This is a genomic window from Nocardia sp. SSK8, assembly GCF_037034205.1.
Lineage (GTDB): Bacteria > Actinomycetota > Actinomycetes > Mycobacteriales > Mycobacteriaceae > Nocardia.
In genome coordinates, this window is record NZ_JBAGKD010000001.1 from 745,404 (window position 1) to 765,470 (window position 20,067).

Below are 20,067 nucleotides of genomic sequence, written 5' to 3' on the forward strand. Positions count from 1 at the left end.
TTCCCGGCGTGGCGCCCACGGCCGGATCCGCGTGGTGCGGCACAGTGGAGGGTGTGAACGTGGCGGAAGCGACACCGGACCGGGCGCTGTGGGCCGCGCGGACGCTGCTGTGCGGCGTGGCCGTCGGCGCGGTCGCGGTGCTGAGCGGCTGTGGGCAGAGCGTCAGCGGCACGCCGGTGGCCGGGGGAGCCCTGGCGGTGCAGCACGTCGAGGGCGCGCTCGCCGACCTGCTGCCCGCGCCGGAGCGGTTCCCGGCCCGGTATCCCGCGGTGGTGCTGCCCCCGCAGGCGGCCGCCGCGGCCGCGGGCGACCTGGACGGCGTGGGCGCCGGGGCGACCGTGCGACCGGCTTCGTGCACGCCGCCTGAGCCCGAACCGGGTGCCGAACCGGCGGCGGTGGCCGTCGGCACCGACGACGCGACCCGGACCTCGCTCACGGTGGAGCTGTCGCGCACGCGGGAATCGGTGGCGGATCTGCGGGCGCGGTCGGTCGGATGCGAGCAGATCCGGGTCAGCCGGGCGGGGGCGCAAACCGTGGTGTCGACCACGCTCGAACCGGCGGAGCCCGCGGGCGCCGACGACGCGGTCTCGTTGCGCCGCACCGTCGTTCCCGAGGTGGGCGGTGCCGGGCTGACCCAGACCATGCAGACCACGGTCGGGCAGCTCGGCGATGTGCGAATCACGGTGACCTCCATGACATTCGGCGAGGCACAGCCCGACGCGGCGGCCGTGGACGAGCTGTTCGCCACCACCGTGCGCGCGGTGCGCGGCGAGTGATCGCAGCGCCTAGCACGCCGGTCCGACAGATTCGTCCGCGCGCCGGGGCGCCGACCGGCATTGCTCCCCAGGCGAATCGCTGTCCACAGCCCCGCTGAAAGCCCAGGTCGCGTCCGCGGGGCCGGGGCAGCCGCGGTGGACCGTGGAGCCCATGACCTCTTCGACGAACTCGCCCCGCCGGACCACCCGCACCGGCCCCTTTCCCCGCGCGCTCACCTGCGCCGAAACCACCCCCGGCTATCCCGGGGAGGTACCCCGGCGGCTGCTGCGGGTGGCCGACGCCGGGGAACTGATCGCCGCCCTGCCCGCCATGCTGGGGTTCGTCCCGGAACGCTCGCTGGTGGTCGCCGTGCTGAACGGGCCCGGTCAGGTGGGTGGCGCGGCGATCGAGGCGGTGGTGCGCTTCGACCTCGACGGAGTGGGCGATCCACGGCACATCGAGCAGTTCACCGCGTGTGTGGGCGCGGTCGTCGTGCGGGAGCGGGGCACCGGCGTGCTGGCGATCGTCGTCGACGACCGCGCACCGTCCTCGGAGGCCGCCCTGCTGCGCACCGCGGTACTGCTGGACGCGCTCGGTGGCGAGGGGATCGCGGTGCGGGGAGCCTGGTCGGTGCCCCGGATCGCGGCGGGGCAGCGATACCGGAACCTGTTCGAACCGGGCGCGGACGGGGAGGTCGGCGATCCGGCCGCGTCGTTGATCGCGGTGTCCCAGGTGCTCGACGGCAGGCAGATCCGCCGCTCACGCGGCGAACTCACGGCCCTGGTCGCGGTCGACGAGCTGCGCTGCGCGCGGGTTCGCCCGCTGCTCGGCCCCGCGGTACGGCACTATCGCGAGCGGCTCGCAGCCGCGCGGCGGTCCGGCCGGGCACCGGCCTTTCAGCGCCGTGCGCTGGAGTGGGTGCTCTGGCAGATCGCCGACGCCGCGTCGGGGGAGCCGCGCGCCGAGCGGGAACTGGCCCGGCTAGCCGCGACCCTGCGCGACCGGCCGATCCGCGACGCCATGTACGGGCTGGCCCTGGGCGATCACGCCGAGGCCGCCGAACAGCTGTGGGCGCAGCTGGCCCGGGCCACCCCGGGGCCGGACCGGGCCGAAGCCGCCGCGCTGGTGGGCTTCAGCGCCTACCTGCGCGGCGACGGCCCGTTCGCCGGCATCGCGCTGGCCGCGGCCGTGGAGGCCGATGCCACCCATCCGATGGCGGTGCTGCTGGAGACCTCGCTACAGAGCGGGCTGCGGCCGGAGCGGCTGCGCAAGCTCGCCCACTGCGGTCACCAGATCGCCGCCGATCTCGGGGTCGACATCGGCCCGGTGCGGCCGTGAGGCCGGGGTGCGCTCAGCGGGCGCTGTGTGCCCGCTCGCCCAGCGAACGCAGGAATTCCCAGGCGTCGGTGACGATCTCGTCGAGATCGTTGTGCTCGGGCTGCCAGCCCAGCTCGGCCACGGCGCGCTCGCTCGAGGCGATCAGCACAGCCGGGTCACCGGCGCGGCGCGGCGCGTCGATCGCCTCGATCGGCAGACCGGTCACCCGCTCGCAGGCCGAGATCACTTCGCGCACCGAGAATCCGGTGCCCGAACCCAGATTCAGGATGCGGTGGCTGCCCGGCTGCGAGGAACTCAGCGCCAGCAGGTGCGCCTGCGCCAGATCGCGGATGTGGATGTAGTCGCGCACACAGGTGCCGTCGGCCGTCGGCCAGTCGGTGCCGTAGACGGAGATGGCCTTGCGGTGGCCGAGCGCCACCTGCAACACGAGGGGGATCAGATGTGTTTCCACGACCCGGTTCTCGCCGAGTCCGCCGTAGGCGCCTGCCACGTTGAAATAGCGCAGGCTGGTCGCGGCCAGTCCGTGCGCCACCGCGTAGGAGGTGATGGCGTGATCGATCGCCAGCTTGCTCGCGCCGTACGGGTTGGTCGGGCGGGCCGGCGCCGTCTCGGTGATCGGCACCTGCTCCGGCTCGCCGTACACCGCGGCCGTGGAGGAGAACACCAGGCGCGGGGTGCCGGTCTCGCGGATCGCCTCGAGCAGCGTCAGCGTCTTGACCACATTGCCGTGCCAGTACTTCGCCGGCTGTTCCACCGACTCGCCGACCAGCGACTGCGCCGCGAAATGCAGGACACCGTCGAAGGATTCGGCCCGCAGCAGCTCCGGCGCCGCGACCGCGATGTCGCCCTCGACGAACCGCGCGCCGACGGGCACGCCCGCGGCGTTGCCGGTCGACAGGTCATCGACGACGACCACCTCGTGGCCCTGTTCGAGCAGGACCGCGGCGCACACGCCGCCCACATAGCCGGCTCCGCCGGTGACCAGGAGTTTCACGACTCAGACCAGCCTCACCTGGACGGCGTGCGCCATCTCCTCGGACAGTTCGAAACCGTTGTGCCCCGGCACCGTGATCACCACCGAGCCCGGCTTGGTCTCCACGGTGACACGCGCGTCGGGCACCACACCCGCCTCGCGCAGCCGCCCGATGACCTCCGGGTCGGTCTGGATGTGCTCGGCGAGCCTGCGCACGACCACCGCGTGCTGCGCGTCGGCGGGCAGGTCCGACAGCCGCACCAGGGTCTCCTCCGCGGCCGGGGTATCGCCGAGGCCCAGTTCGTCGAGCCCGGGGATGGGGTTGCCGTAGGGCGAGGTGGTCGGGTGGTTGAGCACCTCGATCAGGCGCCGCTCCACCTCCTCGCTCATCACGTGCTCCCAGCGACACGCCTCGGCGTGCACGTTCTCCCAGTCCAGGCCGATGATGTCGACCAGCAACCGCTCGGCGAGCCGGTGCTTGCGCATCACCGCCACCGCCATGGCGCGGCCCTTGTCGGTGAGCTCGAGGTGGCGGTCGCCCGCGACGAGCAGCAGTCCGTCGCGCTCCATCCGCGCGACTGTCTGGCTCACCGTCGGACCACTCTGCTCGAGGCGTTCGGCGATGCGCGCGCGCAGCGGTACGACGCCCTCCTCCTCGAGGTCGTAGATGGTACGGAGATACATCTCCGTGGTGTCGACCAGATCCTTCACCTGTTACCCCTTCGTCGGCAGGAATTCTACCCGCGCGCGAACACCTGTTCGCCCGCTGGACCGGCGGCCCTATTTCTACTGCATGTCAACGCCGCACGGGGCCCGCTGCTTCCGGCTAGCGTGGCGGGCATGGTCACATCGCCGCGCAGCGTTGACCCGGGCACCGTCGTCTGGACCGAGCGATTCCTCGGTTACACGTGGAGTCCGGAGCACCCGATGAAACCGGCGCGCCTGCAGTTCACCATGTCGCTGGCCGAAAGTCTGGGCCTGCTCGACGGTGTCGAGCCGCTGGCCCCCGGTGCGGCGACCCGCGCGGAGCTGATGCGGGTGCACAGCAGTTCTTACATCGACGCGGTGCGCCGGGCCGGAGCGGGTCCGCCCTCGGCCGAGGACACCCGCTACGGCCTGGGCACCGCGGACAATCCGATCTTCCCGCATATGCACGAGGCGGCCTCGGTGATCGTCGGCGGCACGCTGGCCGCGGCCGCGGAGATCGCCGCGGGCCGCACCCGCCGGGCGGTGAGCATCGGCGGCGGAATGCACCACGCCATGCCCGATTCGGCGGCCGGGTTCTGCATCTACAACGACGCGGCGATCGCCATCTCGTGGCTGCTCGACCACGGCTTCGACCGCATCGCCTATCTTGATGTCGACGTCCATCACGGCGACGGCGTCCAGCGTGCCTTCTATCACGATCCCCGGGTGCTCACGATCTCGCTGCACCAGCATCCGGCGACGCTGTGGCCCAACACCGGCTGGCCCGAGGAGACCGGCGTCGGCGCGGCCGAGGGCACCTCGATCAATCTGCCGCTGCTGCCGGGGACGCGAGATGCTCAGTGGCTGCGCGGTTTTCACGCCGTGGTGCCCGGCGCGGTGGCCGCGTTCGGCCCGCAGATCATCGTCAGCCAGTGCGGCGTGGACACCCACCGTGAGGATCCTCTCGCCGATCTGGAACTGACGGTGGACGGGCAGCGCGCGGCATTCCTGGCCATGCGGGACCTGGCCGACCGCTACGCCGAGGGCCGCTGGCTGGCGATCGGCGGGGGTGGCTACGGGGTGGTGCGGGTGGTGCCGCGGGCCTGGACCCACCTGCTGGCCGCCGCGCTGGACCGGCCGCTGGCCCCCGAGACCCCGGTGCCCACCGACTGGATCGATCAGGTGCGCGCGGCCGCCCCGCGCGTGCGGCCACCGGCCACCATGGGTGACGGCGGCGACACCGCCTACCGTCCCTGGGACGGGCCCGGCGGCACCCCGGAGATCGGTGACGCGGGCCAGATCCGGGCCCAGCGCGCGGTCGACACCGCCATCACCGCCACCCGGCGCGCGAGTTTCGGCCTGCTCGGCCTGGACCCGGAGGATCCCCGTGACTGAGCCCCTGCTGCCCGACACCCCCGACACCCCGGCGCATCCGCCCGAGCCGCCGCCGCAGTGGTTCGGTGACGTGCTCGCCGCCGACGGCGGCGTGGTCCGCATCCGGCCGATCGTGCCCGCCGACGCCGAGGCGCTGGCCACCTTCCACGCCGGGCTGTCCGAGCGCACCCGGTACCTGCGCTATTTCGGCCCGTACCCGCGGATCTCGCCCAAGGACATGTACCGCACCACCCACGTCGACTACCACGACCGGGTGGGGCTGGTGGCGGTGCTCGGCGACGCGATCATCGGCGTGGCCCGCTACGAACTGCTCGACCGGCAGGGCCCCCGCGCGGCCGAGGTGGCCTTCGTCGTCGCCGACGAGCACCAGGGGCGCGGGCTGGGATCGGTGCTGCTGGAACACCTGGCCGGGGCCGCGGCCGAGAACGAGGTGGTGGCCTTCGTCGCCGAGGTGCTGGCCGAGAACGAGGGCATGATCACCGTCTTCCGGGAGGCCGGCTACCAGTTGCAGCGCAGCCGCGACGGCGCCGAGGTGCACCTGGAATTCGCCATCGATCCCACGGAAGCCCTGCGGACCGTGCGGGATTCGCGCGAGGCCGCCTCGGAGGCCCGCAGCGTCGGCAATCTGCTCACGCCGGGTTCGGTCGCGGTGATCGGTGCCTCGCCCGAACCCACCCGGGTCGGCGGGGCCGTCCTGGCCAACCTGCTGGCCGGGGGATTCAGCGGTCCGGTGTATCCGGTGAACCCGAACCGGCGTTCGGTGCGCGGGGTGCGCGCCTACGCCACGGTGCGCGAGATCCCCGGTGAGGTGGATCTCGCGGTGGTCGCGGTGCCGCCCGCCGCGATCGGCTCGGTGCTCGACGACTGCATGGCCAAGGGCGTCAAGGGCCTGGTGGTGCTCACCGCGGGCTTCGGCGAGACCGGGGCCGACGGGCTGGCCGCCGAGCACGAGCTGGTGGCGGCCGCGCGCGGGCACGGCATGCGGGTGGTCGGGCCCAGCGCGCTGGGCATCGCCAACACCGACCCGGCCGTCGGCCTCAACGCCACCCTCGCCCCGGTGCTGCCCGAGCGGGGCCGGATCGGGTTCTTCTGCCAGTCCGGCCCGCTCGGCGCGGCCATCCTGGGGGAGGCGGCGGCACGCAATCTGGGCCTGTCGACCTTCGTCTCGGCGGGTAATCGCGCCGATGTCTCCGGCAACGACCTGCTCCAGTATTGGGACACCGCCGCCGATACCGAGGTGATCCTGCTCTACCTGGAGAGTTTCGGTAACCCGCGCAAGTTCTCCCGGCTGGCGCGCCGGGTCGCGCGCGGCAAGCCGATCGTGGCCGTGAGCAGCGGCAGGTTGGCCGCAGGCGCGGACATGGACCGCACGGTGGTGCGGGACCTGTTCGCCCAGGCCGGGATCATTCAGGTCGACTCCATCTCCGAACTGTTCGACTGCGCGGCACTGCTGGCCACCCAGCCGCTGCCGCGCGGCGCGCGGGTGGCGGTGGTCGGCAACAGCGCCGCGCTGAACTGGCTGGCCATCGACGCCGCGCAGAGTGAGGGTCTGCGGGTGCACCGGCCCGCCACCCGGGTCGACCGCGGGCCGGGCGCCCGGCCGACCGAACGCGACGCGCACGCCGTCGCGGCGGGCGGTCCGGTCGACCTCGGGCCCGAGGCCACCCCCGCCGACTATCGCGAGGCGGTGCAGGCGGCGCTACGCGGCGACGAGATCGACGCGGTCATCGTCGTGGTCGCCCCGCCGGTCCCGGTGCCGATGGGGGGCTTCGCCGACGCGTTGCGCGCGGCCGCGGCGGCCGCGCCCGGCCACGACAAGCCGGTGCTGACGACCTTCGTCGCCGAATCCGGGATTCCCCGCCCGCTGGCGGTGCGCACGACCGGCGCCGCCCCGGCCCGGGGTTCCATCCCGTCGTATCCGGATCCCGAGCGCGCCGCGCGGGCGCTGGCCCGGGTCGAGCGCTACGCGCGCTGGCGGGACCGGCCGGTGTCACCGGTGCGGCGCCCGCCGGGCATCGACACCGCGGCGGCGGCCGCGCTGGTGGCGGGCTGGCTGGCCGAATCGGGTGGCCGCTGGCTGACCGACGACGAGGCGGTCCAGCTGCTGCGCTGCTACGGCATCGAGGTCGTGGCGTTCCGGGCGGTCCGCAGCGCGGAGGAGGCGGTCGCCGCGGCCGCCGAGCTCGGGTATCCGGTCGCGGCCAAAGCCACCGGTGAGCTGTGGCGGCGCAGGCCCGATCTGCTCGGGGTCCGGCTGGATCTGTGGGGCCCGGAGGCGGTCCGGCAGGCCTACACCGATCTGGTGCAGATCTGCGGCGATCCGCTGCTGCACGTGCAGCAGATGGCCACCAAGGGCGTGGGCTGCGTGCTGCGGGTCACCGACGACCCGTCGTTCGGCTCGGTCATCCAGTTCGGGCTGTCCGGGATGATCATCGACCTGCTCGGCGACCGGGCCTACCGCGCCCTGCCGCTGACCGCCGAGGAGTCGGCGGCGTTGATCGACGCGCCGCGCGCCGCGCCGCTGCTGTCCGGCGGTGCCGCCGGTCCCGCGGTCGACAAGGCCGCGCTGGCCGAGCTCGCCCAGCGCATCTCGGCCCTGTTCGACGACCTCCCGCAGCTGCGCGAACTGTCCTGTGACCCGGTGCTGGCCGCGCCCGATTCGGCGGAGATCATCTACGCCCGCGCGCGCATCGGCCCCGAGCCCAGCCGCTTCGACACCGGGCCGCGGCGGCTGGCCTGAGACACGGCAACGCCGACCGGCTCGCGGCCCTGGAGGGGGTGGGTCGCGGACACCGGTCGGCGTTTCGGAAGACGACCCCGGGGGGCCGTCGGGTTCGGGATCAGCTGGCGTAGGCGCGCAGCCGGTCGGCGCGCTCGCCCTTGCGCAGCTTGGACATGACCTCGCGCTCGATCTGGCGCACCCGCTCGCGGGAGAGACCGAACAGCTTGCCGATCTGGTCGAGGGTGCGCGGCTGACCGTCGTCGAGGCCGAAGCGCAGGCGGATGACCTGCTGTTCGCGCTCATCGAGGGTGGCCAGCACGCTGCGCACGTCGTGGTGCAGCAGGCCCGCGATGACGGCGCTCTCGGCCGAGGTGGCCTCGGAGTCCTCGATGAAGTCGCCCAACGGGGCTTCCTCGTCGTTGCCGACCGGCATGTCCAGGCTCACCGGGTCGCGGCTGTGGTCGAGCAGGTCGGCGATCTTCTCCACCGGGATGCCCGACTCGTTGGCCAGTTCGGCGTCGGTGGCCTCACGGCCCAGCTGCTGGTGCAGCTCGCGCTTGATCCTGGCCAGCTTGTTCACCTGCTCGACCAGGTGCACGGGCAGGCGGATGGTGCGGCTCTGATCGGCCATACCGCGGGTGATGGCCTGGCGGATCCACCAGGTGGCGTAGGTGGAGAACTTGAAGCCCTTGGCGTAGTCGAACTTCTCCATCGCGCGGATCAGCCCGAGGTTGCCCTCCTGGATCAGGTCGAGCAACGGCATGCCGCGGCCGGTGTAGCGCTTGGCCAGCGAGACGACCAGGCGCAGATTGGCCTCCAGCAGGTGCGAGCGGGCGGCCTGCCCCTCGCGGACCAGGATCGCCAGATCGCGCTTGCGGGTCGCCGATAGCCGCTTACCGGTCTCGAGCAGGTGCTGGGCATACAGGCCCGCCTCGATACGCTTGGCCAACTCGACCTCGTCGGCCGCCGTGAGCAGTGCCGTGCGGCCGATCCCGTTCAGGTACACGCGTACCAGGTCGGCGGCGGGGCTCTGGGCGTCGATATCGGACTCGCTGGGGCGCACACGAGTAGTGGCGGGGCTTGTCATGACTTGCCTCCTGTCGGTGGTGTCTCACTCCGTTCAACGGAACCGACATAAGGAAAGTTCCCGATCCCGTCGTCGGTAAACAGCTCTGAGCTGCGGATTCCTACCCCGACGGCTGAGAAGTTCCTGAGAAGCGGCGCTACCGGGAACCGGTGGGCACGCGCACCCACCCACTCACACCGGAACCACCAGTCCGTGCCGCACCAGACCGCTGACCACGCCGAGCGCCTGGGCGGCGAATTCCGGGGTGACCTCGTCGGCGCCGTCGGCGAAGGCGAGGAGTTCGATCAGTTCGGACAACGGCAAACCGTCCGGTCGCATTCCCGCGACCAGCGCGATCGTCGATTCGTCGACCTCGTGCTGCCAGCGCGGGCCGTCGCCGCGGTGCAGGCGGGCCACCTGCTGGTCCCAGCCGGACTCGCCGCGCAGGTAGACCCGCTCCAGCGCGGTCGCCGGGCTGGGCGCGAAGCGCGCGTTCCAGGCGATCTCGGGGTCCTGGGCGACGGCGCGCAGCCAGGCCGAGCGGGCGAAGTACCGGTCGACTTCCTCGCCCAGCGGGTCGTCGAAGCCGTGGGTGAGGTCCTCGGCGAGCAGTTCGGTGGGTCCGTCGATCGACCGGAGGTAGACGAAGCCGAAGCCGATGCCGACCACGTCGGCGGCGGCGAACGCGTCGAGCCACTGTTCGGCGCGGGCCTGGGCGGCGGGGTCGCGCGGGTCAAGGCCCGCGTCGCGCAGCCAGGTGCCGACGTAGAGGGCCGGATCGGCCACGTCGCGCTGGACCACCCAGGCGTCCACCCCGTGCGCGGGCAGCCACGACGACACCCGCTGCCGCCAGTCCTGCCCGTCGACGTGCACCCAGGCGGCCAGCATGGCCGCGGTGCCGCCGGGGTTCAGCAGCTCGGCCGCCTGCCCGATGACCAGCTCGCTGGCGCCGTCGAGCGCCAGCCCCGAGTCCCGGTAGGTGTGCTCGATGCGGGCCGGGCCGACCACGAACGGCGGATTGGCCACGATCCGGTCGAAACGGCGGCCCGCCACCGGCTCGAACCAGGACCCCTCGAGCAGCTCGAACTCGAGCTCGTTGAGCGCCGCGGTGGCCTCGGCCAGCCACAGCGCCCGCGCGTTGACATCGGTGGCGGTGATCCGGTCCGCGTAGCTCGCCGCGTGGACGGCCTGCACGCCGCACCCCGTGCCCAGATCCAGCACCGTGCCGACCGGTTCCGTGGGCGTGGCCCGCAACAGCGACAGCGAGGCGTGGCCGACGCCGAGGACGTGGTCCTCGGTGAGCGTCCGCCTGCGCATGGAGTCGTCGAGGTCGGACAGGATCCAGCGGGTGCCCGTGCCGGTGTCGAGCGGGCGCAGATCCAGCGCGGCGCGGATCTCGTCGCCGTCCCGCACCAGCAGTCCCGCGGCGATCGCTTCGTCGACGCCCACCGGGGCCAGCGCCGCGCCCACCTCGCCCTCGGGCAGCGCGTCACCGAGCAGCAGCAGCCGGATGAGGGTGCCCAGCTCGCCCGCCGCCCGCGCGGCCCGCCGCACCGGCACCGGCTCCGACCGGCTCAGCGCCGCGTGCACATCCGGCCCCAGCACCTCCACCAGCGTGTCGGCGTCGTAGCCGACCCGCAGCAGCGCACTCCGCAGATCGGCGCACAGCGCGGTGAGCAGGGATTCTGTCGCGGTGGGGTTCTCAGGCACCCGCCTACTCTGCCAGCACCACGCCCGGCGACCTCCGTCGCCTACGTCCCGCGTGTGTGGGCGGTGGGCGCGGATCGGTGCTCAGCCTGTGTAGGGGTCGCGGGCGGTGACGCAGTAGTGGGTAGCGCCGGGGTCGCGGAGGACGATCCACTGGCCGGTCTCGGCGATGCGGGTGGCGCCCAGGGATTCGTGCCAGGTGGCGGTGGCGGCGATGTCGGAGGAGGCCAGGTCGGCGTGGGCGCTGGCGGGGCGGGGGTCGTCGAGGCGTTGCAGGAGCAGGTGTAGGGGCTGGTCGGGGCCGCGGAGGCGGGAGAACTCGGCGCGGCGGCCGGGGCGGAGGGTCCAGGCGGTGAGTGTGTGCCAGAAGTCGGTGTCGGCCGCGAGATCGGTGGGGGACAGGTCCAGGCACACCTGGTCGAGCCGGGTGACGGTGCCGTCCGGCGCGGTCGAGACCGTGACCGGCGGGACCTCGGGGCGCGCGGACGGGCCGCGGTCGGCCGGGGTGAAGCAGAACGTCTGCCCGGCGGGCGATTCGAGCACCGTGTAGTCCTCGGCGACGGTGATCACACGGGCGCCGAGCGCGGTCGCGGTGCCGACGGCCGCGGGGATGTCGTCGACATCGAGGTCCAGGTGGATGCCGCCCTCGCCGCCGACGCGCTGCATCTTGAGCCAGGCGGGACCGTCGGCGGGCAGCAGAGTGACGAATTCGCCGTGCCCGCCGCGGGGTTCGGAGACGGTCGAGCCGGTGACGGTCGCCCAGAAACGCACGCACTCGTCGAAACCGGTTGTGGGACGGTCGAGAAATGCCCAGGTCCAGCGAATCATGCTGTCTCCCTTCGCGCGCGGGTCACGCTGCCCGACGGTAGGCCGTGCGGCACGCGCTGTCGATGCTTTTCCGCGGGCCGAGTGAGTTGGCAGGATCTCGACGAAAGATGTCATCCCGGCCACTCGCTCGCATCCCGGTGATCCGGCACCCTGTTCCGGTGACCGATCTCCGCCCGCCCCTCGGCGACACCCCCGCCACCCCCGACGGACCACCGGCCGCCACCCTCGGCACCGGACCCGACGGCTCCGGAGCGGAACGCGTCGGCGCCGGTGGCCGGGCCGGGAAGACCGGCGCGCGCTCCACCCGTCTGCATCCCGCCTGGATCGTGGCAGGCGTCGGCTTCGTCGCGCTGCTCGGCGCGGCCGCGTTCCGCTCGGTGCCCAGCGTCCTGATCGAGCCCCTCCATGCCGAATTCGGCTGGTCGCACGCCACCATCTCGGCCGCGGTCTCACTGAACATGCTGCTCTACGGCCTGATCTCGCCGTTCGCGGCCGCCCTGATGGACCGCTTCGGCATCCGCCGGGTGGTGTGCGTGGCGCTGGTGCTGATCGCCGCGGGCAGCGGGCTCACCGTGTTCATGACCCAGGCCTGGCAGCTGGTCGCGACCTGGGGACTGCTGGTGGGCCTGGGCGTTGGCTCGATGTCGATGCCGTTCGTCGCCACCATCACCGGGCGCTGGTTCGTGCGCAGCCGCGGCCTGGTGACCGGCGTGCTCACCGCCGCGGGCGCGACCGGGCAGCTGGTGTTCCTGCCGCTGGTGTCGATGCTGGCCCACGAGCACGGCTGGCGGCTGCCCTCGGTGCTGGTCGCGGTCGTGGCGCTGGCGGTGGTGCCGCTGGTGTGGCTGTTCGTGCGCGACTATCCCAGCGATGCCGGGGTGCGGGCCTACGGCGCACCGCCCGGCTCGGACGTGGGTGTGCGGGTGGCCGTCGCCGGCGGGGCGGGCCGGGCGCTGCGGGTGCTCACCACCGCCGCCCGCACCCGGGGCTTCTGGCTGCTGGCCGGAGGCTTCGCGGTGTGCGGCGCCTCGACGAACGGCCTGGTCGGCACCCACTTCGTCACCGCCGCCCACGACCACGGCATGCCGCCCACCACCGCGGCCGGGCTGCTGGCGCTGATCGGTGTCTTCGATGTCGCGGGCACCATCGCCTCGGGCTGGCTGTCGGATCGCGTCGACCCGCGCTACCTGCTGCTGGGTTACTACTCGCTGCGTGGGCTCTCACTGCTGATCCTGCCCTCGCTGCTGGGCCCGCACACCCAGCCCAGCATGTGGGTGTTCGTGGTGTTCTACGGCCTGGACTGGATCGCGACCGTCCCGCCGACGGTGCTGCTGTGCCGGGAACTGTTCGGCGCCGACGGCCCGATCGCCTTCGGCTGGGTGTTCGCCGCCCACCAGGTCGGCGCCGCGATCGCGGCCACGGGGGCGGGTTTGGTGCGTGACCTGCAGGGCTCCTACGACCTGGCCTGGTACCTGGCCGGGGCGCTGTGCGGGGCCGCGGCGCTGATGTCGATCCTGGTGCGCCGCCCGGCGCGCTAGTCGATCGCCTTGCGGTGGCCCGATTCCAGGGCGATCTGGTTGTCGCGCCCGTCCCAGCGGCTGGGTTCGTCCTTGGCGCGCGGGGGCCGGTCGTTGGCGATGAGCACGGCGATCCACGGCAGCGGCACCGAGGCCACGATGATCAGGATCGAGATCAGCGGATTCTCGAACATGCTGTAGGCGATCGCAGCCAGGATCAGGCACGGGATCCGGAAGGCCATGATGATGGTGTAGCGGCGGACCCGGGCGCGGTGCTGCTCGTCGAGCGAGGGCGCCGCCTCGGTGATCAGGACCGGGTGCTTGGCGTCGGCGCCGGGAAAATACCCGCGCGCGGAACGGGCCGCGGCGGGCGTGGTCACCGCCGGGTCCGGGGTGGGCTCGCCGGCGCCGGAGGTGTCGCCGTTGGACTGCATACCCCGAGTCTTCCACTCGCGCCCGCCGGGCGCACACGCGGCTGGTCAGCGGCACGGGCCACGGATGCGGCATCATGGAAGGCGTGAGTACAGACACTCTGGTACGCCCGGACACCACCACCGACGAGACGACCGGCGACGACGTCCCCAAGTTCTTCCACTACGTGAAGAAGGACCGGATCGCCGAGAGTGCCGTGATGGGCACGATGGTCGTCGCCCTGTGCGGGGAGGTCTTCCCGGTGACGCGCTCGCCCAAGCCCGGCTCGCCCGTCTGCCCGGACTGCAAGAAGGTCTACGACGGTTTGCGTAAGGGCGGCGACTGAGCCGGTCGCCCGGGCGGTGATGCCGACGCCTCCGCCGAGGCGTCGGCCTGCGGCGTGCTCGCGTCGTCGTCGCCGCGCACCTTGTTCAGCCACTCCTTGACCTGCTCGATCCTGGTGGCCCGCGCGGGCCAGAACTCCTGCACGGCCGCGTTGAACTCCGCGCCCAGGATCACCGCGAAGCCAAGGAAATAGGTGAACAGCAGGAACGCGATCGGGGTGGCCAGCGCGCCGTAGCTCACCCCGGTCGCGGTGATCCAGGCCAGATACCGGCGCAGCAGGTCGCTGGCCCCCAGGAAGAACACCCCCGCCACCAGTGCCCCGCCGAAAAGCCGGTGCCAGGGCAGCGATTTGTGCAGGGCCAGCTTGTAGAGCGTGGTCAGCCCGACGATCAGCAGCATGCCGACGATCGGGTAGTAGAACGTGTCGATCAGCCGCAGCCCCGGTTCCCGCCACGAGTCCGGCAGCGCCCGCCCGATCCGGGTCGGCCCCAGCGCGATCACCGGCAGGATCAGCACCGCCGCCACCAGGAACTGCACATACAGCAGCAGCGCGAAGATCCGCTGCCAGACCGGATGCCGGGCGTCCTGCTGGTCGTGGGCCTCCACGATGGCGTCGACGAAGGTCGCCATGGCCGAGGACCCGGCCCACAGCGACAGCACGAAACCCACCGACACCACCGCGCCGCGGCCGCGGCCGAGCACGTCGTCGACGGTCGGTTCGATCAGGTCCGAGACCACCGACGGGCTGAAGAACTCGCGGCTGAAGGCGATGATCTTGGCCTCGACGATCTGCACCGTGTCCGGCCCGAACAGTCCGCCCACATAGCCCAGGCTGCCCAGCAGACCCAGCAGCAGCGGGGCCAGCGACAACGTCTGCCAGAAGGCCGCGGCGGCCGACTTGGCGAAGATCGAGTTGTCCCAGCATTTCTGGGCCACCCGGACCACCAGCCGCCACGCCGTCAGCAGCCACCGCACCACCCGGGAGTGTTCGCGGGGACGTTGCCCGGTGGCCCCGGCCGTGGTGTCCGGCGGCGCGCCGGGCTCCGCGCGCAGGGCGGCCTGCGGCGGGTGCGGCGCATCGGCTGCGCGGACCTGGTCGTTGCTCATCTCGTCTCCAGCATCCCGCACGAGAGTGGTCCGTGTGGTGCGGCCCGGGCATCGTGTCGGCGGGTAACAGGTAAATGGCCGGTGACCTCGGGCTCGTGTGTGACGCCGGTCGCGCACCCCGCGTCGGTTTGGCGACACGCCGCCTCGGGCGGCTAGGGTCGTCTGCGTGACTGGGTCGGGTGGCGTCGCAGCGGCGAGAGAAGCGGGTACACCGGGCGAGACGGCCGCGGGGGGTGCGCCGGGGGGTTCCCTGCGCGCCTGGCAGCGGCGCGCGCTGACGAAGTACCTGGCCACCAAGCCGCGCGACTTCCTCGCGGTCGCCACCCCCGGTGCCGGTAAGACCACCTTCGCGCTGCGCGTTGCCGCGGAGTTGCTGGCCGACCGCACGGTCGACCAGATCACCGTGGTCGCGCCCACCGAGCACCTCAAGCACCAGTGGGCCGCCTCGGCCGCCCGCTCGGGCATCCAGCTGGACTCGCGCTTCTCCAACTCCACCGGCGGTACCTCCGGCGACTACCACGGCGTGGTGGTGACCTATGCCCAGGTGGCCGCGCATCCCACCCGGCACCGGGTACGCACCGAGAACCGGCGCACCCTGGTGATCCTCGACGAGATCCACCACGCGGGTGACGCCAAGACCTGGGGTGAAGCCACCGAGGAGGCCTTCGGGGACGCCACCCGCAGGCTCGCGCTCACCGGAACCCCGTTCCGCAGCGACGATTCGAAGATCCCGTTCGTCACCTACGAGCCCGACGAGGCCGGTTTCCCGCGCTCGCGCGCCGACCACTCCTACGGCTACGCCGACGCCCTCGCCGACGGCGTCGTGCGCCCGGTGGTGTTCCTGGCCTATTCCGGGGACGCGCACTGGCGCGACAGCGCGGGCGAGGAGCACACCGCCCGCCTGGGCGAGCCGCTCAGCGCCGAGCAGACCGCCCGCGCCTGGCGCACCGCCCTCGACCCGGCCGGTGACTGGATCTCGGCGGTGCTGCGCGCGGCCGACACCCGGCTGCGCCAGCTGCGCGCCTCCGGCATCCCCGACGCGGGCGGCCTGGTGATCGCCACCGACCAGGAACGCGCCCGCGACTACGCCGAACTGCTGGAACACATCTCGGGTGAGCGGCCCGCGGTGGTGCTCTCCGACGACCCGCAGTCGTCGAGCCGGATCGACGAGTTCGCCAAGGGCACCCAGCCGTGGATGGTCGCGGTGCGCATGGTGTCCGAGGGTGTCGACGTGCCGCGCCTGGCCGTCGGCGTGTACGCGACCAGTGCCTCGACCCCGCTGTACTTCGCCCAGGCCATCGGCCGGTTCGTGCGTGCCCGCAGGCCAGGGGAGACCGCGAGCGTGTTCCTGCCCTCGGTGCCGGTGCTGCTGGATCTGGCCGCGCAGCTCGAGCTGCAGCGCGATCACGTCATCGGCAAGCCGCACCGCGAGAAGAACGCCCTCGACGACGAACTGCTGATCGATGCCAACAAGACCAAGGACGAGCCCGGCGAGGAGGAGAAGTCCTTCGTCGCGCTGGCCGCCGACGCCGAACTCGACCAGGTGATCTACGACGGCTCGTCCTTCGGCACCGCGACCATCGCGGGCAGCGACGAGGAGGCCGACTACCTGGGCATCCCGGGCCTGCTCGACGCCGAGCAGATGCGCGCGCTGCTGCGCGACCGGCAGACCAGGCAGCTGGCCGACCGCAGCGCCCAGGAGGCGGCCGCCCCGCAGCCCGCGATGGTGGCCGAGCGGATCGCCACCTCCGACAAGCTCGGCGAGCTGCGCCGCGAGCTCAACAGCCTGGTCGCCATGCACCACCACCGCACCGGCAAGCCGCACGGGGTGATCCACGGCGAGCTGCGCCGCGAATGCGGTGGCCCGCCGACCGCGCTGGCCACCGCCGACCAGCTCGGCGAGCGCATCGCCGCCCTGCGCAAGCGCTGACCGGTCGCGCTCAGTCCGCCGGGATGAAGAACGCGGCGGGATCGAGGGCGTTGATGCTGGTCCAGCGTGGTTCCTGGACCGGCGTCCCGGCCGCCTCGGCGGCCTCGAAGTATCCCCGCAATTCCAGTGCCAGGCGCGGATTCTCGTCCACCCGCCGGGCGATCGTGTAGAGCACGGCCAGCACGTGCAGGCAGCGGGCGGTCCGGGCCGAGCACGAGCAATCGGTGCTCGCCAGCGTCGGCGCGGGGGAGTGCCCGGCGTCGACCAGCGCCCGGTGCATGGCGTCGGTGAGCACGCTCGGATCCGGGATGACCGCCGCGATCGCGTCGATCTCCGCGCGCGCGAGCGGCGCCACCTCCACGTGGGTGACCGAGGCCTGACCGCCGCGATGCAGATGCGCCCGCACCACCCGGCGCTCGATCTCGGTCCGGACGCCGTCGTTGCGGGCGATGCTGCGAGCGCGCGGTAGCAGCGGTTCGGGCCGGGTCTGGCGCAGCGGTTCGGCCAGGCGCACCCAGTCCATGCCCCAGGGGGTGTAGCCGAATTCGTTGTCGGCCATCAGTTCTCTCGCTTCCGTCGCAGGATCTCGCCCAGGGCGTCGTCGTCGAGCCGGGCCAGTTCGGCGATGCCCGCGGCGTCGGACAGGTCGGTCAGCGCCGATTTGCGGCTGTGCATCGCGGCGATGTGTTCCTCGACGGTGGTCGAGCTGGTCAGTGTGGTGACGGTGACCGTGCGGGTCTGGCCGATCCGGTGCACGCGGTCGGAGGCCTGGGCCTCCACCGCCGGATTCCACCAGCGATCGAAGTGGATGACATCGGCGGCCCGGGTGAGGGTGAGGCCGGTCCCGGCGGCGCGCAGGCTCAGCACCAGCACCGGCGGGCCGTCCGGCGCCTGGAATTCGCGGACGATCTTGCCGCGGGCCTCGGCGTCGAGCCCGCCGTGGAAGAACGGCGCGGTGATGCCGAACTGCTCGGCCAGGTGACGTACCAGCAGCTCGCCGGTCTGCCGGTACTGGGTGAAGATCAGCGTCGGGTCGCCGGTGTCGAGATTGGTGGCCACGATATCGGTGCAGAGATCGAGTTTGCCGGAGCGGCCCGCGATCTCGCCCAGATCGCCGGAGACCAGGCCGGGATGATTGCACACCTGCTTGAGCCGGGTCAGCGCCGCGAGGACCCGCCCCTGCCGTTGCAGACCCTCGCCGAAGCCCTCGTCGAGCGCTTCGGCCAGCGCGGCGTCGTAGAGCTTCTCCTGTTCGGGCGTCAGATCGCAGCGCAGATCGCTGTGGATCTTGGCGGGCAGCGCCGCCGCCACCTGGATCTTCTTGCGTCCCAGCAGGACCGGTTCCACGGCATCGCGCAGCCGGGCGGCCGCGGCGGCCGAGCCCTCCTCGATCGGGCGGACGAAACGGCGCCGGAACTGGGTGCGGTGGGCGAACAGGTGTCCCACGGTGAGGTGCAGTAGCGCGAACAGTTCGTCGAGATGGTTCTCCACCGGCGTGCCGGTGAGCGCGACCTTCGCCGCGGCGGGCACCGCGCGCGCCGCCTTGGACACCTGGGTGCGCGGATTCTTCAGCGCCTGGGCCTCGTCGAACACCACGGTGACCCACTGCTGTCCGGACAGCGCCGCGCCGTGCAGCCGCAGCGCCGGATAACCCGTCACGACCACGGTGCCGGGCTCGGCCGGGACCTCTCCGCCGCGCCAGGCGAGGGCGGTCAGTCCAGGCGCGAACCGGGTGATCTCGTGCACCCAGTTGCCCACCAGCGAGGTCGGGCAGACCACCAGCTGCGGCCCGTCGGCGCGGCCGCGCAGGAAGCCGATGGTCTGCACCGTCTTGCCGAGGCCCATCTCGTCGGCCAGGACCGCGCCACCGTAGGCCGCGACGGTCTCGCGCAACCAGCCCACACCCCGCACCTGATACGGGCGCAATGTCGCCTCGAGTACCCCCGCGAGCTCGCGGTCGAGTGCCTGGGTCTCGCGCAGCACCCGTACCGCCCGCTCGGCCGAGACGATCGCGGTGCCCACCGCGTCGGGCACGGCGTGCGCGGCGGGCGGGAGCACGGGGACGGGATCGCGACCGGGTGGCGGGGGAGCGGCTGGCCCGTCCGGCCCCCGCCCTGCGGTGGTGGCCGGACGTGGCACGGTCGCCGCGTCGGATATGGCCGTGGCGTCGCCCAGTGGCGCGCTGTCGAGTACCGCGCGCCACGCCAGGGCCGAGGACGCGAGCTCCTCGACCTGGATCGTCGCCAGCTCGGCCGGGGTCACCACGGCCGCCGGGATCTCGACGGGCTCGATCGCGCCGCGTTCCCCCACCGGCAGCGCCAGGGTGAGCAGTTCCGGGTCGCCGAGCTCGGGCGCGGGGCCCGCAGACCGGCCGGTCCAGGTCCACAGCGCGAACAGGTGCCGGTCGGGCAGATAGGTGGCCTGGATGGCGGGCAGAGCGGTCTCCTCTGATCGGGCAGCGCGAACAACCGAACAACGTACACTGTACTGAGTTTGTTCCCGGCCGCCAGAAAGGCAGGTTCGTGCCCACCGACGACGTGACGTCTCCCGCGCAGGCCACCCGGATCCTCGAACTGCTGTGGCGCCACCACCTCCCGGCCAAGTCCAGTACCCGGGGCCCCAAACCCGGCCGCACGGTCGACGCGGTGGTGGCGGCGGGCATCGCCCTGGCCGATCGCGACGGCATCGGCAAGCTCACGACCCGCGCGGTCGCCGCCGAGCTGGGGATGCGTGCGATGAGCCTCTACACCTATGTGCCCAGCAAGGAAGCCCTGCTGGCGCTCATGGTGGACGCGGTGGCCGCCGAGGACGCGCCTCTGCCGACGAGCGCGCCGCCGCGCGAGCGGATGATCGCGATCGCCACTGGCGTGCGCGCCGAACTGATCGCGCACCCGTGGCTGCTCGAGATCTCGCCCTGGCGCCAGGTGCTCGGTCCCGGCCGGATGCGCCGCTACGAGAACCAGCTGGCCGCCGTCGACGGCATCGGCCTGAACGATCTGGCCATGGATCGCGCGATCGCGGTGCTCACCGATTTCGCCACCGGCAATGCCCGGCTGGCCGTCGCGGCGGCCGGGGCGGGGGCCCAGCTCAGCGACGCGGACTGGTGGGCCGTGTACGGCCCGGAACTGGCCCGGCTCGTCCCCGAGGACGCGTTCCCACTGGCCGGGCGGGTCGGCACGGCGGCGGGCGAACACCACCAGGCCCCCGCCGACCCCGACGGTGCCTTCGCCTACGGCGTCGCCACCCTGGTCGACGGCATCCTCGCCGACACCTGAGCCGCCCGGA

The 20,067-nt window shown here is 72.7% G+C and carries 17 protein-coding genes; 8 read left to right on the forward strand and 9 right to left on the reverse strand.

Annotated features, from left to right (window positions below; genetic code table 11):
* Positions 1-53: 53 nt before the first annotated feature.
* The gene (locus WA675_RS03360) at positions 54-776 is read left to right on the forward strand and encodes a sensor domain-containing protein (protein WP_336081753.1); all 723 of its coding nucleotides are present in this window, start codon (positions 54-56) and stop codon (positions 774-776) included.
* Positions 777-927: 151 nt separating this feature from the next.
* The gene (locus WA675_RS03365) at positions 928-2,094 is read left to right on the forward strand and encodes a DUF4192 domain-containing protein (RefSeq protein WP_336081754.1); all 1,167 of its coding nucleotides are present in this window, start codon (positions 928-930) and stop codon (positions 2,092-2,094) included.
* A 13-nt stretch (positions 2,095-2,107) separates the two neighbouring features.
* On the opposite strand, the gene galE is transcribed toward WA675_RS03365, so the two are convergent.
* Positions 2,108-3,088: a UDP-glucose 4-epimerase GalE gene (gene galE, locus WA675_RS03370; RefSeq protein ID WP_336081756.1), complete on the reverse strand. Its 981-nt coding sequence runs from the start codon at positions 3,086-3,088 to the stop codon at positions 2,108-2,110.
* A 3-nt stretch (positions 3,089-3,091) separates the two neighbouring features.
* Complete coding sequence (locus WA675_RS03375; protein ID WP_336081758.1) at positions 3,092-3,778, reverse strand: metal-dependent transcriptional regulator; 687 nt, start codon at positions 3,776-3,778, stop codon at positions 3,092-3,094.
* Between the two features lie 129 nt (positions 3,779-3,907).
* Here WA675_RS03375 and WA675_RS03380 point away from each other — a divergent pair, with 129 nt between their 5' ends.
* Both WA675_RS03380 and WA675_RS03385 read left to right on the forward strand, forming a co-directional pair.
* A complete protein-coding gene (locus WA675_RS03380; RefSeq protein ID WP_336081759.1) occupies positions 3,908-5,149 on the forward strand; it encodes an acetoin utilization protein AcuC in 1,242 nt (413 codons plus the stop codon).
* A complete protein-coding gene (locus tag WA675_RS03385) occupies positions 5,142-7,889 on the forward strand; it encodes a bifunctional acetate--CoA ligase family protein/GNAT family N-acetyltransferase (RefSeq protein ID WP_442945542.1) in 2,748 nt (915 codons plus the stop codon). The genes WA675_RS03380 and WA675_RS03385 overlap by 8 nt, the downstream gene beginning before the upstream one ends.
* A gap of 100 nt (positions 7,890-7,989) precedes the next feature.
* On the opposite strand, the gene WA675_RS03390 is transcribed toward WA675_RS03385, so the two are convergent.
* From WA675_RS03390 to WA675_RS03400, 3 genes are all read right to left on the reverse strand, one after another.
* Entirely contained in the window at positions 7,990-8,958 is a 969-nt protein-coding gene (locus WA675_RS03390) for a sigma-70 family RNA polymerase sigma factor (protein ID WP_022566390.1), read from the reverse strand.
* 171 nt (positions 8,959-9,129) lie between these two features.
* Positions 9,130-10,647, reverse strand: coding sequence for a DUF7782 domain-containing protein (locus WA675_RS03395; protein ID WP_336081761.1), 1,518 nt, complete (start codon positions 10,645-10,647; stop codon positions 9,130-9,132).
* Positions 10,648-10,728: 81 nt separating this feature from the next.
* Positions 10,729-11,472, reverse strand: coding sequence for a VOC family protein (locus WA675_RS03400; RefSeq protein ID WP_336081762.1), 744 nt, complete (start codon positions 11,470-11,472; stop codon positions 10,729-10,731).
* Between the two features lie 158 nt (positions 11,473-11,630).
* Here WA675_RS03400 and WA675_RS03405 point away from each other — a divergent pair, with 158 nt between their 5' ends.
* Entirely contained in the window at positions 11,631-13,010 is a 1,380-nt protein-coding gene (locus WA675_RS03405) for an MFS transporter (RefSeq protein ID WP_442945543.1), read from the forward strand.
* On the opposite strand, the gene WA675_RS03410 is transcribed toward WA675_RS03405, so the two are convergent.
* Complete coding sequence (locus tag WA675_RS03410; protein ID WP_336081764.1) at positions 13,007-13,423, reverse strand: DUF3099 domain-containing protein; 417 nt, start codon at positions 13,421-13,423, stop codon at positions 13,007-13,009. The genes WA675_RS03405 and WA675_RS03410 overlap by 4 nt on opposite strands.
* 83 nt (positions 13,424-13,506) lie before the next feature.
* Between WA675_RS03410 and WA675_RS03415 the strand changes: the two genes are divergently transcribed.
* Positions 13,507-13,746 carry a DUF3039 domain-containing protein gene (locus WA675_RS03415; RefSeq protein ID WP_336081766.1) on the forward strand — a complete coding sequence of 80 codons (240 nt, stop codon included), beginning with the start codon at positions 13,507-13,509 and terminating at the stop codon, positions 13,744-13,746.
* On the opposite strand, the gene WA675_RS03420 is transcribed toward WA675_RS03415, so the two are convergent.
* A complete protein-coding gene (locus tag WA675_RS03420; protein ID WP_336081768.1) occupies positions 13,716-14,852 on the reverse strand; it encodes a YihY/virulence factor BrkB family protein in 1,137 nt (378 codons plus the stop codon). The genes WA675_RS03415 and WA675_RS03420 overlap by 31 nt on opposite strands.
* A 166-nt stretch (positions 14,853-15,018) precedes the next feature.
* Between WA675_RS03420 and WA675_RS03425 the strand changes: the two genes are divergently transcribed.
* The gene (locus WA675_RS03425) at positions 15,019-16,782 is read left to right on the forward strand and encodes a DEAD/DEAH box helicase (RefSeq protein ID WP_442945544.1); all 1,764 of its coding nucleotides are present in this window, start codon (positions 15,019-15,021) and stop codon (positions 16,780-16,782) included.
* 10 nt (positions 16,783-16,792) lie between these two features.
* On the opposite strand, the gene WA675_RS03430 is transcribed toward WA675_RS03425, so the two are convergent.
* Together WA675_RS03430 and WA675_RS03435 are read right to left on the reverse strand one after the other, a co-directional pair.
* Positions 16,793-17,341 carry a hypothetical protein gene (locus WA675_RS03430; RefSeq protein WP_336081770.1) on the reverse strand — a complete coding sequence of 183 codons (549 nt, stop codon included), beginning with the start codon at positions 17,339-17,341 and terminating at the stop codon, positions 16,793-16,795.
* The gene (locus WA675_RS03435; protein WP_336081876.1) at positions 17,341-19,179 is read right to left on the reverse strand and encodes a DEAD/DEAH box helicase; all 1,839 of its coding nucleotides are present in this window, start codon (positions 19,177-19,179) and stop codon (positions 17,341-17,343) included. Before WA675_RS03435 ends, WA675_RS03430 begins: the two co-directional genes overlap by 1 nt.
* Before the next feature lie 125 nt (positions 19,180-19,304).
* Here WA675_RS03435 and WA675_RS03440 point away from each other — a divergent pair, with 125 nt between their 5' ends.
* On the forward strand, positions 19,305-20,057 hold the full coding sequence (locus tag WA675_RS03440) for a TetR/AcrR family transcriptional regulator (RefSeq protein WP_336081772.1): 753 nt from the start codon (positions 19,305-19,307) through the stop codon (positions 20,055-20,057).
* The last annotated feature ends 10 nt before the right edge of the window (positions 20,058-20,067 follow it).

Bases quoted from the DNA above. Each gene is read 5' to 3' on its own strand.
- WA675_RS03380 (WP_336081759.1), top strand. From the start codon at position 3,908: ATGGTCACATCGCCGCGCAGCGTTGACCCGGGCACCGTCGTCTGGACC.
- WA675_RS03365 (WP_336081754.1), top strand. From the start codon at position 928: ATGACCTCTTCGACGAACTCGCCCCGCCGGACCACCCGCACCGGCCCC.
- WA675_RS03390 (WP_022566390.1), bottom strand. From the start codon at position 8,958: ATGACAAGCCCCGCCACTACTCGTGTGCGCCCCAGCGAGTCCGATATC.
- WA675_RS03430 (WP_336081770.1), bottom strand. From the start codon at position 17,341: ATGGCCGACAACGAATTCGGCTACACCCCCTGGGGCATGGACTGGGTG.
- WA675_RS03400 (WP_336081762.1), bottom strand. From the start codon at position 11,472: ATGATTCGCTGGACCTGGGCATTTCTCGACCGTCCCACAACCGGTTTC.
- WA675_RS03410 (WP_336081764.1), bottom strand. From the start codon at position 13,423: ATGCAGTCCAACGGCGACACCTCCGGCGCCGGCGAGCCCACCCCGGAC.
- WA675_RS03420 (WP_336081768.1), bottom strand. From the start codon at position 14,852: ATGAGCAACGACCAGGTCCGCGCAGCCGATGCGCCGCACCCGCCGCAG.